General features: G+C 66.8%; 11 protein-coding genes. 9 read left to right on the top strand and 2 right to left on the bottom strand.

All coding sequences use genetic code 11. From position 1 onward, the window contains the following. Window positions 1–295 precede the first annotated feature (295 nt). From ACR9ZJ_RS16685 to dnaE, 4 genes are all read left to right on the top strand, one after another. A complete protein-coding gene (locus ACR9ZJ_RS16685) occupies window positions 296–868 on the top strand; it encodes a nitroreductase family protein (protein WP_481279636.1) in 573 nt (190 codons plus the stop codon). Window positions 869–930: 62 nt separating this feature from the next. Further along, on the top strand, window positions 931–1,755 hold the full coding sequence (locus tag ACR9ZJ_RS16680) for a 5'-3' exonuclease (RefSeq protein ID WP_481288372.1): 825 nt from the start codon (window positions 931–933) through the stop codon (window positions 1,753–1,755). Window positions 1,756–1,822: 67 nt separating this feature from the next. Continuing rightward, window positions 1,823–2,407: an NUDIX hydrolase gene (locus tag ACR9ZJ_RS16675; RefSeq protein ID WP_481279635.1), complete on the top strand. Its 585-nt coding sequence runs from the start codon at window positions 1,823–1,825 to the stop codon at window positions 2,405–2,407. A 64-nt stretch (window positions 2,408–2,471) separates the two neighbouring features. Continuing rightward, complete coding sequence (gene dnaE / locus ACR9ZJ_RS16670) at window positions 2,472–6,017, top strand: DNA polymerase III subunit alpha (protein WP_481279634.1); 3,546 nt, start codon at window positions 2,472–2,474, stop codon at window positions 6,015–6,017. A gap of 43 nt (window positions 6,018–6,060) precedes the next feature. Here the strand turns inward: dnaE and ACR9ZJ_RS16665 are convergent, their stop codons facing one another. Both ACR9ZJ_RS16665 and ACR9ZJ_RS16660 read right to left on the bottom strand, forming a co-directional pair. Then, on the bottom strand, window positions 6,061–6,669 hold the full coding sequence (locus ACR9ZJ_RS16665; protein ID WP_481288371.1) for a hypothetical protein: 609 nt from the start codon (window positions 6,667–6,669) through the stop codon (window positions 6,061–6,063). A 23-nt stretch (window positions 6,670–6,692) separates the two neighbouring features. Then, entirely contained in the window at window positions 6,693–7,337 is a 645-nt protein-coding gene (locus ACR9ZJ_RS16660) for a hypothetical protein (protein ID WP_481288370.1), read from the bottom strand. 286 nt (window positions 7,338–7,623) lie between these two features. On the opposite strand from ACR9ZJ_RS16660, the gene ACR9ZJ_RS16655 reads away from it, so the two are divergent. From ACR9ZJ_RS16655 to ispA, 5 genes are all read left to right on the top strand, one after another. After that, on the top strand, window positions 7,624–8,583 hold the full coding sequence (locus ACR9ZJ_RS16655) for an acetyl-CoA carboxylase carboxyltransferase subunit alpha (RefSeq protein WP_426285330.1): 960 nt from the start codon (window positions 7,624–7,626) through the stop codon (window positions 8,581–8,583). 78 nt (window positions 8,584–8,661) lie between these two features. Beyond that, a complete protein-coding gene (locus ACR9ZJ_RS16650) occupies window positions 8,662–9,405 on the top strand; it encodes an NYN domain-containing protein (RefSeq protein WP_448098521.1) in 744 nt (247 codons plus the stop codon). Continuing rightward, complete coding sequence (gene tilS / locus ACR9ZJ_RS16645; RefSeq protein WP_481288369.1) at window positions 9,402–10,691, top strand: tRNA lysidine(34) synthetase TilS; 1,290 nt, start codon at window positions 9,402–9,404, stop codon at window positions 10,689–10,691. Before ACR9ZJ_RS16650 ends, tilS begins: the two co-directional genes overlap by 4 nt. A 32-nt stretch (window positions 10,692–10,723) precedes the next feature. After that, window positions 10,724–10,984 carry an exodeoxyribonuclease VII small subunit gene (locus ACR9ZJ_RS16640; protein WP_481279630.1) on the top strand — a complete coding sequence of 87 codons (261 nt, stop codon included), beginning with the start codon at window positions 10,724–10,726 and terminating at the stop codon, window positions 10,982–10,984. Further along, complete coding sequence (ispA, locus tag ACR9ZJ_RS16635) at window positions 10,965–11,867, top strand: (2E,6E)-farnesyl diphosphate synthase (RefSeq protein ID WP_481288368.1); 903 nt, start codon at window positions 10,965–10,967, stop codon at window positions 11,865–11,867. The genes ACR9ZJ_RS16640 and ispA overlap by 20 nt, the downstream gene beginning before the upstream one ends. Window positions 11,868–12,039: the final 172 nt, after the last annotated feature.

Below are 12,039 nucleotides of genomic sequence, written 5' to 3'. Positions count from 1 at the left end.
GGGGGCTTGCCTCAATCTGGCCCGCTGCCGCGGGATCGCCGACAAGGTCGGCTCCCACAGGTCTGTTCCCAAGCTCCCACTAGGTCTGTTCCTGACCGGGCTACTCGATTGGCTCTTGTGGGAGCCGCTTCAGCGGCGATGGGTGCTTGCCTCAATCTGGCCCGCTGCCGCGGGATCGCCGACAAGGTCGGCTCCCACCAAGGCACGAGGTCGGCTCCCACCAAAGCACGAGGTCGGGCCCCACCAAGGCACAGGGTCGGCTCCCACCAGGGCGGCTGCCGGGTAAACTAGGGAGATGACCCAGACCGCCCTGGCTTTCCTCGACGCCCGCCGCTCCGTGCCTTCGCGCCAGCTCGGCGAACCCGCCCCCGATGACGCCACGCTACGCCGCCTGCTCGAGGCGGCGATGCGCGTGCCCGACCACGGCAAGCTCGAACCGTTCCGCATACGCATCCTGCGCGGCGAGGCGAAGCTGGCCTTCGGGCGCAAGCTGGCCAAGCGCGCCATCGAGGCAAATCCCGACCTGTCCGAGGCGAAGCGCGAGAAAGAACAGCGCCGTTACGAGCACGCGCCGCTGGTGCTGGTCGTTTCGGCCAGGATCGACGAAGACAGCACGGTTCCCGAACTCGAACAGAACCTCGCCGCCGGTTGTGTCGCCTACAACATCCTGCTGGGCGCGCAGTCCCTGGGCTACGGTGCGCAGTGGCTCACCGGCTGGGCCGCCTACGACCGCGACGTGGCGAAGCTGCTGGGCATGAAGAAGAACGAACACGTCATCGGGTTCATCCACGTCGGCACCCCCGTCATGGCGGCCCCCGAGCGCGATCGCCCCGCCTACGACGACATCGTGAGCACGTGGGAACCGTGAGCGGCGACTCACTCGTCCACCTGGTCGACGGCAGCCTCTACGTCTTCCGCGCCTGGCACTCGATGCCGGACGAATTCCACGACCACGAAGGCGAGCCGGTCAATGCCGTGCACGGCTTCACCCGGTTCCTTTGCGAATTGCTGGAGCGCAGCCGCGCGGAACACATCGCGGTGGCGTTCGACGCGTCGCTCACCACCTCCTTCCGCAATGCGATCTATCCCGCCTACAAGGCGAACCGCGAACTGCCGCCACCCCAGCTCGTGCGCCAGTTCGCGTTCTGCCGCGAGGTCGCCGCGGCGCTCGGGCTCACGGTGCTCAACGACCACCAGTACGAGGCCGACGACCTCATCGGCAGCGCCCTGTGGGGGCTGCGCTCGCACGGGTTTCGCGGCGTGATCGTTTCGGCGGACAAGGATTTCGGCCAGTTGCTCGGAGAGTTCGACGAGCAATGGGATTTCGCGAAGAACGTTCGCTGGGGCGCCGCCGGTGTCTTCGAACGCATGGGCGTGCATCCGCACCAGGTCGCCGACTATCTCGCGTTGTGTGGCGATGCCGTGGACAACATTCCCGGCGTGCCGGGGATCGGCGCCAAGACCGCCGCCGCGCTGCTCGGTCACTTCGGCAGCCTCGACGCCATCCTGGAGCGCATCGACGAAGTACCCTACCTGCGCATCCGCGGTGCCGCGGCCTGCGCCGTCCGCCTGCGCGAGCACGCCGACCAGGCGCTGCTATGCCGCCGCCTGACGCGCATCGCGCTGGACATCGCGGTGGCCGATACGGCCGACGCGCTCAGCCGGCGCGCCGGCGACGCTTCCGCCATCGACGACCTCTGCGAGCGCATCCGCTTCGGCCCCTTGACGCGCACGAGGCTGCGCGCGCTGATCTGATCCCCCGACGTCACACGGGCACGATACTCTTGTGCGGATACTTCGCCGTCCCTCAAGGAGCCCACCCATGCAGACCAGTCCCCTACCTCACGCCTCGCCCGTGCCCGAAGACGCCGCCGCGCCCGAGGAGACGCTGTACCAGGGCAAATGGCTGACCATGAAGAAGCGCGGGCGCTGGGAATACGCCGTGCGCAACAACGCCGGTGGCGCGGTGATCATCCTCGCGGTGACACCGGACGACAAGGTCGTCTTCGTGGAGCAATACCGCGTATCCATCCTCGCGAACACCATCGAGATGCCGGCCGGCCTGGTCGGCGACATCGCCGGCGCGGAGGACGAAGACGTCCTGATCGCGGCCCGGCGTGAACTCGAGGAGGAAACCGGCTATCGCTGCGGCCATCTCGAGTTCGTGCACGAAGGGCCCTCGTCGGCCGGCATGAGCACCGAGATGATCGCCTTCGTGCGGGCATGGGACCTGGTGCGCGTCGGTGCGGGCGGCGGCGACGAGACCGAGAACATCATCGTCCACGAGGTTCCGCGCGCCGAGGCCGGCAAATGGCTGTTCGACCGTGCCAAGGAGGGATTCTCCATCGACGCCAAGCTGTTCGCCGGGCTCTGGTTCATCGATCATCCCGAGGCCCACATGCGTTGATGTCAATTCTTGTCCTGCCGGGCTCCCACGGGTAGCCTTCCCTCTGCCTTGTCCGGCGTCGCCCATGTCCGTCCGTTTCGCTCATCTCCACCTGCACAGCGAGTATTCGCTGGTCGATTCGACCATCCGCATCAAGCAGCTGGTCGCCGCTTGCGTGCGTGCGGGGATGCCGGCGGTCGCACTGACCGACGAGAACAACCTGTTCGGCCTGGTGAAGTTCTACAAGCAGTGCACGGCGGCCGGCATCAAGCCGGTGGCCGGCTGCGACATCTGGGTATCCAGCCCCGACGACCCGCGCCCCTGGCGCCTCACCCTGCTCTGCCAGGACCGCGACGGTTACCTCAACCTGTCCCGGCTGGTCTCCCGCGCCTGGCGCGAAGGCCAGGGTACGGGCCGCGCGCTGGTCGACGCCGCCTGGATGCACCCGGAGAGCGTGCGTGGCCTGATCGCCATCGCCGGGCGCGAGAGCGAGGTGGCGCGAGTCGCGCTCGGCGCGGGCCTGACCACGGCGGGCCCGCGCCTCGAGTCGCTGCGCCGCCTTTTTCCCGATCGCCTCTACCTGGAGCTCACCCGCACCGGCCGGGAGAACGAGGAACACTGGGTACGCGCGGCCATGGCGCTGGCCGGCGAGTACGAATTGCCCGTCATCGCCAGCAACGACGTGCGCTTCCTGGAGCGGGACGGTTTCGAGGCGCACGAAGCGCGCACCTGCATCAACCAGGGCCGCGTCCTCGCCGATCCGAAGCGCCCGCACGATTACAGCGAAGAGCAGTACTTCAAGTCGCCCGAGGAGATGGAGGCGCTGTTCGCCGACATTCCCGAAGCGCTCCAGAACACCGTCGAACTGGTGAAGCGTTGCAACCTGGAACTGAGCTTCGGCACGTATTACCTGCCGAACTTCCCGGTGCCCGAGGGGCATACCCTCGACACGTACATCCGCGAGCAGGCGCAACTGGGGCTCGAGGAGCGCCTGCGCAACCATCCGTTGGCACCGGGAAAGACCCTGGAGGATTACCAGGCCCGACTGGATCGCGAGGTCGACGTCATCATCCGGATGGGCTTTCCCGGCTACTTCCTGATCGTGGCGGACTTCATCAACTGGGGTAAGCAGAACGGCATCCCGGTGGGCCCGGGCCGCGGTTCCGGCGCCGGCTCGCTGGTGGCCTGGGTGCTGAAGATCACCGACCTGGACCCGCTCCAGTTCGAGTTGCTCTTCGAGCGATTCCTCAACCCGGAACGCGTGTCGATGCCCGACTTCGACATCGACTTCTGCATGGATCGCCGCGACGAGGTGATCGACTACGTCTCGCGCAAGTACGGACGCGACCACGTCAGCCAGATCATCACCTACGGCTCGATGGCCGCGAAGGCCGTGCTGCGCGACTCCGGTCGCGTGCTCGGCATGGGTTATGGCCAGGTCGACCGGCTCGCCAAGCTGATCCCCAACCGGCCGCTCGACCTCACCCTCGGCGACGCGCTCGGCCGCACGGAAAAGTCGAAGAAAGAACCCGATCGGATCGTCAAGGAATTCTGCGACGTCTACGAGCAGGAAGAGGAACCGCGCCAGCTCATCGACCTGGCGCTGAGCCTGGAAGGCCTCACCCGCAACGCCGGCAAGCACGCGGGCGGCGTGGTCATCGCGCCGACGCCGCTGACCGACTTCGCCCCGCTTTACTGCGAACCGGGCGGCGAAGGCGTCGTCACGCAATACGACAAGGACGACGTCGAAGCGGTCGGCCTGGTCAAGTTCGACTTCCTCGGCCTGCGCACGCTCACGATCATCGATTGGGCGGTCAAGGCGATCAACAGGCGCCGTGAACGGGAAGGCGTCGAGCCACTGGTGATCGAAGCGCTCCCGCTGGACGATCCCAAGGTCTACGACCTGCTGAAGAAGGCGCAGACCGTCGCCGTCTTCCAGCTCGAATCGCGCGGCATGCAGGGCATGCTCAAGGACGCGCAGGCCGACCGCTTCGAGGACATCATCGCGCTGGTGGCACTGTATCGCCCGGGCCCGATGGACCTCATTCCCAGCTTCTGCGCACGCAAGCACGGTCGCGAGCCAGTGGAGTACCCGGATCCGCGCGTCGAGCCCATCCTGAAAGAGACCTACGGCATCATGGTCTATCAGGAACAGGTGATGCAGATGGCGCAGATCGTCGGCGGTTACACGCTCGGCGGCGCCGACCTGTTGCGTCGCGCGATGGGCAAGAAAAAACCCGAGGAAATGGTCAAGCACCGCGCGACGTTCCGCGAAGGTGCCGCCAAGGACGGGATCGACGGCGAGAAAGCCGACGCGATCTTCGACCTCATGGAGAAGTTCGCCGGCTACGGCTTCAACAAGTCGCACGCGGCCGCCTATGCGCTGGTCTCCTACCAGACCGCGTGGCTGAAGGCGCACTACCCCGCCGAGTTCATGGCCGCGACGATCTCGTCGGACATGGACAACACCGAGAAGGTCGTCACCTTCCTCGACGAGACGCGCGCGATCGGCATCACGGTGCTGCCACCCGACGTGAACGCATCCGACTGGATGTTCGAAGCGGTGGAACCGCGCGTGGTCCGTTACGGGCTCGGTGCGATCAAGGGCGTGGGCCAGGGCATCTGCGAGGAGATCGTCGCCGAGCGCAAGGCGAAGGGGCCGTTCCGCGGCCTGGTCGATTTCTGCCAGCGCGTCGGTTCGAACAAGCTCAACAAGCGCACGATGGAAGCCCTCGTGCAGTCCGGCGCGCTCGATGCCCTCGGCGAAAACCGCGCCACGCTGCTGATGCACATCCCCGAAGCGATGCGCGCCGCCGACCAGGAGGCGAAAAACCGCGCGTCCGGGCAGGTCGACATCTTCGGCAACGCCTTCGGCGCCGCCGAGGCACCCAGTCTCATCGAATTGTCGGGAGCGGTGCCCGAGTGGCCGCTGGAGCAATTGCTGCAGGGCGAGCACGACACGCTCGGTCATTATCTCTCCGGCCACCCCACCGACCCGTGGAAAGCGGAGCTGGCACAGCTCTCCAGTTGCCCGATCGGCGAGATCCCGCAGCGCTACCAGCCACCGAAGCCGCGGCGCAACGATGACGACGAGAACGCCAGCCGCTTCCGCCGCGGCCCGGAGACGCCATGGACCGTCGCCGGCATGGTGGTCGGCATGCGCAAGCGCGGCGATAGCGACGCCTTCGTGCAGATCGAGGATGCCACCGGAGTGCTCGAAACGAGTTTCTTCCGCGAAGTGTTCACCGACGCCGCGCCATTGCTCACGCGGGGCAACCTGATCGTGGTGGAGGGCGGCCTGCGCATCGACGACTTCGCCGGCGGCTACCAGTTGCGCGCCCGCAAGGCTTACTCGCTCGCCGATGCGATGGAGCACTTCGGTCGCCTGCTCACACTGAAACTCAACGGCGTCGGCCCCGATTTCCCGCAACACCTGCGTCAGGCCCTCATGGGCTACCGCGGCGGCCGCACGCCTCTGCTGCTGGCCGGCTACCGCAACACCGTGGGTCAGGCCAGCGTCGAACTCGGTGAAGCCTGGCGCGTGCGCGCCCTCCCCGATCTCATGCGGACGCTACGCGCGCTTCCGGGCGTGCTCGGCACGGAATTGCGCCTGGTACGCCCAGCGGATTGAAAAGAGGGACCGGGTGCGCGCACGCACCCGGTCCTCTTCCGGATCAACGACGCCGAAGCGACATCGCATCTCCGGACTCGACGAGGTAGACATCGTCCACTTGCACGGTGTCGTGATTGCCGCCTTCGTTGGCGATCTCTATCTGGACATGGGCCGGCGCACCGAACGGGGCCCCGTTCACGATGAGTTCCACGATGCCCCACTCGTCTTTATGGGCGATCGTCGTGGTGGAACCGAGCGGCAGCGTATGTTTGCCCGTCGCGTCGCTCATCGACAACCGGGCCCTGACCTGGGTGTCGGCGTTATCGGCGCGAACGCGGAATCGCAGTGCGTAGGTGAGGCCTTGCGGCGACTTGCCGAAATGGGCATACACGTTCTGACGGATGCTCGCGCCGGTATAGAGCGAAGCGTACGGATTGCCGGATTCGTCATAGCCGATGCCCGGCAGCCCCGTGGCGCGTGTCCATCCATCGAGGGCATGGATGAACTGCCCGTTCTGCACCGGCAACCGACAGGCTTCGGTCCCGCCGAACTGATCGCAAGCGGGCAGGTGGGAGGGATCGGCACCGTCGCCTGCCCAGGCGATACCCGGCAAGGCGAATGGAGATAGCGCGAAGAGGAGCGTCGCGAAGCGCCGCTTGAGCAAAGGCATGGTCTTTCCCTGGACGATCGCCATCACCGACCCCACGGATACGGCGACGTGCGCACGATGCGTACATCGTCGACCTGGAGCATCGTGGGGGTGTTCCTGTCCGTGCGCTCGATGCGCACGCCCATGAGCGCCGCTCCGTCAATGGCGATGCCGTCGACCTTGAGATCCAGAGGCTCCCAATCCCAGCCGACGGTGTGGGTCACCGTGGCGAGCTCGCTGCCACCCGACGAATCATCCGGTCCGGCGACAAGCAGGGTCACCGCCACATTCGCGGGCATGGGGCCGGAGCCCCGCGCACGCAGCCGCACCGTATACGTGTGCTTCGGCAAGTCCGCGCCGGCCTCGCCGGCCGGAATCGGCGCGTACGCCCACGCTGTGGCGCCCTGCCCCGGCAAGGCGAGCGTCCGCGAGTCGGGCGTGCTTCCGAGGTAGGGGGCAGGCATGCCTCGCGGTACGAGGAACTGCCAGCGGTACGGGTCCCGGGAATCGATCCGGGCCTCGAAATCGCCGTTGCGCAGGTCGACGAGACAACGGTCCGCACCCCCGGCCTCGGTGCAGACCGAATTCTTGATCGTGCCGGTGGAGGTGTCGGCCGTGGTCGCCTGCGCGGCGCCAGTTCCCGATGCGAAAGACAGCAGGGCTGCCAAAACCAACGTTTCGTTCTTCATGCGCGGATCTCCTTGGGTTTTTTTACCGCCACCATCCCGTGGCGGTGTGCATTCCAGCAAATCCAGCCTGCCGCGTGGGCGACCCTCACAGCCCGCGAGGTCGTCCCCCACACGCAATTCAGGGCGACCCTTCATTCCCGACCCGGGCGAGCCCTCACCCCACTCGGCACCTTCGAGGACTTGTCCGTCAATCACTTAGGATGCAGGAACCCATCCGTACCCTTACGCACGTCGGGGCCCTGCGCCACCCGGTATACTGTCGGGTCTTTCCGAACCACCGTTGCCCATGAATCCCAATTTCCTCGATTTCGAACAACCCATCGCCGAGCTGGAGGCGAAGATCGAAGAACTTCGCCACGCCAGCAGCGGCCAGGCGTTCAATATCGATGAGGAAGTCGGCCGGCTGCGCGAGAAGCTCAAGGTCAAAACGGCCGAGATCTTCCGCAACCTGACGCCCTGGCAGGTCAGCCAGGTGTCGCGTCATCCGGCACGTCCCTACACGCTGGATTACATCCAGGCGATGTGCGAGGAATTCCACGAGCTCAAGGGCGACCGCATGTTCGCCGACGACCAGGCCATCGTCGGCGGCCTGGCCCGGATCAACGGCCGCTCGATCATGATCGTCGGCCACCAGAAAGGACGCGACACCAAGTCCAAGGTGAAGCGTAACTTCGGCATGCCGCGTCCCGAGGGCTACCGGAAGGCACTGCGCCTGTTCAAGCTCGCGGAGCGCTTTCACATTCCCGTGTTCACCTTCATCGACACCGCGGGCGCATGGCCGGGCATCAACGCCGAGGAACGCGGCCAGTCGGAAGCCATCGCGCGCAACCTGCTCGAAATGGCCGACCTCCGCGTGCCGGTCATCTGCACGGTCACGGGTGAAGGCGGTTCCGGCGGCGCGCTGGCCATCGGCGTGGGCGATCGCACGCTGATGCTGCAGTACTCCACCTATTCGGTCATCACGCCGGAAGGCTGCGCTTCCATCCTCTGGAAGAGCGCCGACAAGGCCAAGGACGCCGCCGAGGTCATGGGCCTCACGGCCCCGCGCCTGCTCGAGAACGGCCTCATCGACAAGATCGTCCGTGAACCGCTCGGCGGCGCGCACCGCAACCCCCAGTCGATGGCGATCCGCCTGAAGGCCGTCCTGCTCAACGAACTCGACGAACTGGAAACCCTGTCTACCGACGAACTGCTGGAAAGGCGCTACAAGCGCCTGCGTGCCTACGGCGCATTCAGCGAAGGCTGAAGCGGGCGGCGGAGCCGAAGGGGACGGGTCGCACGGCTAGCGCGTACCATCGGCTGACCGCCGACACCGGAGCCCGCCATGGCCAATGACGTCACCCAGAAGCTCGCCGTGTTGATCGACGCCGACAACGCGAGGCCGGCCATCGTCGACGGGTTGCTCGCCGAGGTAGCGAAATACGGTACGGCCCACGTCAAGCGCATCTACGGCGACTGGACGGGGCCCAACCTCAACGGCTGGAAAACCGCCCTGCTCGATCATTCGATCCAGCCGATCCAGCAGTTCGCCTATACCTCGGGCAAGAACGCGACCGACTCGGCGATGATCATCGACGCGATGGACCTGCTTTACGCGGAACGCTTCGACGGATTCTGCATCGTGTCCAGCGACAGCGATTTCACCCGGCTGGCGTCGCGCATCCGCGAGGCCGGCCTCATCGTCTATGGCTTCGGTGAGCAGAAAACCCCGAAGGCCTTCGTTTCCGCGTGCGACAAGTTCATCTACACGGAAGTCCTGGTCGGTACCGAGCAGAACGAGAACGAGGTCGTGTCCGCGCCCAGGAGCGCGCACGAACTTCGCGGCGACACGAAGTTGATGAACCTGCTGCGCAACGCCGTGGAAGCCGCATCCGATGAAAACGGCTGGGCCGCGCTCGGTGGCATCGGCAGCATCCTCAGCAAGCGCTCGCCCGACTTCGATTCGCGCAACTACGGTTACTCGAAGCTGAGCGGGCTCATCAACGGCATCGGCCTGTTCGACGTCGAGGAGCGCCAGTTCGGCAATGCCAAGCATCTCTACGTACGCATGCGCGGCAAGGCGAAATGAGCGTATCGCTGGCCGATCATCTCGATCGTTCGCTGCGCGAGGCGGAAGATGCGCCACTCGTCGTCGCCTACAGCGGCGGCCCCGATTCCACCGCGTTGCTGCATGCGCTCGCCGGCCGGATGCCCCGCCCGGCGCTGCGCGCCCTCCACATCGATCATGGGCTGCATGCGGAGAGTGGTGCCTGGGCGGTGCATTGCCGCCGGTTCTGCGAATCGCTGGAAGTGCCCTGCGAGGTGGTTCGCGTGGCGGTCGACCTGACACGAGGCGAAGGTATCGAAGCGGCGGCACGTCGTGCACGGCATGCCGCGTTCGCGACGTCGCTCCGGCCGGGCGAACGGCTGGTGCTGGCCCATCATCGCGACGACCAGGTGGAAACCGTCCTGCTGAAACTGCTGCGTGGCGCCGGTCCGGAAGGCCTCGCCGGCATGCGTGAACGACGCCCGCTGGGCGCCGGCATGTTGTGGCGCCCCTTGCTCGACCTGCCGCGCATCGCGCTGCTCGACCATGTCGCCGAACATGGCCTGGGCACCATCCACGATCCCTCCAACGACGATCCCCGCGTCGCCCGCGGTTACCTGCGCGCGACGATCGTTCCCGCGCTGGTCGCCCAGTGGCCCCAGGCCGCCATCAGCATCACGCATGCCGCGCGCCTGTGCCGGGAGGCCACCGACAGTCTCCGCGACGGCTGGATGGACGCCCTGTCCCGCTTGAGCGGCCAGCACGACACACTGGATGCCATGGGCTGGCTCGCCCTGCCTCCCGCCTGGCGAGCGCCGCTGTTGGAATACTGGCTACACGCGGCGGGCCTCTCCGCGCCGACCATCGCGCAACGCGAGGCGCTCGAACGGCAGATCCGCGAAGCCGCGGCGGAACGCCTGCCGCTGGTCGGTTGGGGCGGGACCGAGGTGCGCGTCTGGAAGGGCCGGCTCTGGGCCATGCGGCGGCGTGACGCCTTCGACAGCGACTGGTCGGCGGCATGGCATGGCGAGCCGCTCGTGCTCCCCGGCGGCGGCACGCTTTCCCTGTCCAACGGCAGGCTCGCCCGCGCCGTGACGGTGCGTTACCGGCGCGGAGGCGAAACCCTGCGTCCCCACGGGGACAAGCACACGCGTGAACTGCGGGACCTGTTCCAACAAGCGGCCGTACCCCCCTGGGAACGCCCCCGCATCCCGCTGGTCGAGGTCGACGGCCGCCTCGTCGCGGTCGCCGACAAGTGGCTAACCGACGAAGGAAAAAACCTCTTCGATGCGGCTGGCGGACGGCCGGTGTGGCACCGCGACGATTGATCGAAACCGCCATGTGAGCTAGTTTTGCGGGCATGCCGAAGTCCCCCGCCACTCCCGTGCCCGCCTCCTCGATTGCCGAATTCGAGCACTCGCTGGACGAGCTCGAACAGCTGGTCACCCGCATGGAAGGCGGCGAACTCAGCCTCGACGAATCCCTGAAGTCGTTCGAGCGCGGCATCGGTCTCTACCGGCATTGCCAGACCGCGCTGGAACAGGCGGAACTGCGCGTGCGCCTGCTGCTCGATCCCGAATCCCCCGATACCGCCGAACCCTTTGACTCCCGCATCGACTGACCTGCCGGCACCCCTCAGGGCGCTGGTCGGCCGCGCCGACGACGCGCTCGCACGCGCCCTGCCCGCCGAAAACCTCCCGCCCAGCGACCTGCACCGGGCGATGCGTTACGCCGTGCTCGGCGGCGGCAAGCGCCTGCGCCCCTTGTTCGTCTACGCGGCGGGCCATGCGCTCGGGTGCGATGGCACGATCCTCGATGCACCGGCCTGCGCGGTGGAGATCATCCACGCCTATTCGCTGGTGCACGACGACCTTCCCGCGATGGACGACGACGCCTTGCGTCGTGGCCGGCCCACCTGCCACATCGTGTTCGGCGAGGCCATGGCGATCCTCGCCGGCGACGCCTTGCAAGCGCTGGCGTTCGAGATCCTCGCCACGCCACACGGCGGCGGTGACGCCGACCAACGTATCGCCATGCTGCGCGCGCTGGGCGCCGCCTGTGGCGCGGAGGGCATGGCGGGGGGGCAAGCCTTCGACCTCGCCGGCGTGGGCCAGCAACTGTCGCTCAACGAGCTGGAGCGCATGCATGCCTACAAGACCGGTGCGTTGATCAGGGCGTCGATCCGCCTTGGCGCACTCGCCGCCGGTTGCTCGGATGCCGGCATGCTCGCCCACCTGGATCGCTACGGCCACGCCGTCGGACTGGCTTTCCAGGTCCGCGACGACATCCTCGATGTCGAGGGTGAGTCCGCCGTGATCGGCAAGACCGCGGGCAAGGACGCCGCCGCCGACAAACCCACCTTCCCGTCGATCATCGGCCTCGATGCCTCCCGCGCGCGCCTGGCCGGTCTTGTCGACGAAGCCCTCGAAGCCATCGAACTCTTGGGCGAACGTGGCGAATGGCTGGCCGAACTGGCACGTTATTCCGCACACCGCGGCCACTGATCCCGCTCCATCCGCTTCGTTGGATAACGCCTGACATCGGGCAAGCGGAAGTCCGGAGCCACGGCTCGGCTGCGCCATCGCTTTTTTGCGTCGAGGCAGGTGAGCCGTCAGGTGCCGTTCTCTTCGCTAAGTCCTCGTCCGGCCTTCGCCTCCCTGCGGAATCGCTCTGAGA

This window comes from Luteibacter sp. KNZ12-1A (assembly GCF_056755675.1).
The sequence above is the reverse complement of the archived record's forward strand: the minus strand, read 5'-3'. Positions and strand labels throughout refer to the sequence as shown.

Bases quoted from the DNA above. Each gene is read 5' to 3' on its own strand.
- ACR9ZJ_RS16675 (WP_481279635.1), top strand. From the start codon at position 1,823: ATGCAGACCAGTCCCCTACCTCACGCCTCGCCCGTGCCCGAAGACGCC.
- ACR9ZJ_RS16665 (WP_481288371.1), bottom strand. From the start codon at position 6,669: ATGCCTTTGCTCAAGCGGCGCTTCGCGACGCTCCTCTTCGCGCTATCT.
- ACR9ZJ_RS16655 (WP_426285330.1), top strand. From the start codon at position 7,624: ATGAATCCCAATTTCCTCGATTTCGAACAACCCATCGCCGAGCTGGAG.
- ACR9ZJ_RS16680 (WP_481288372.1), top strand. From the start codon at position 931: ATGCCGGACGAATTCCACGACCACGAAGGCGAGCCGGTCAATGCCGTG.
- ACR9ZJ_RS16660 (WP_481288370.1), bottom strand. From the start codon at position 7,337: ATGAAGAACGAAACGTTGGTTTTGGCAGCCCTGCTGTCTTTCGCATCG.
- ACR9ZJ_RS16640 (WP_481279630.1), top strand. From the start codon at position 10,724: ATGCCGAAGTCCCCCGCCACTCCCGTGCCCGCCTCCTCGATTGCCGAA.
- dnaE (WP_481279634.1), top strand. From the start codon at position 2,472: ATGTCCGTCCGTTTCGCTCATCTCCACCTGCACAGCGAGTATTCGCTG.
- ACR9ZJ_RS16650 (WP_448098521.1), top strand. From the start codon at position 8,662: ATGGCCAATGACGTCACCCAGAAGCTCGCCGTGTTGATCGACGCCGAC.
- ACR9ZJ_RS16685 (WP_481279636.1), top strand. From the start codon at position 296: ATGACCCAGACCGCCCTGGCTTTCCTCGACGCCCGCCGCTCCGTGCCT.
- tilS (WP_481288369.1), top strand. From the start codon at position 9,402: ATGAGCGTATCGCTGGCCGATCATCTCGATCGTTCGCTGCGCGAGGCG.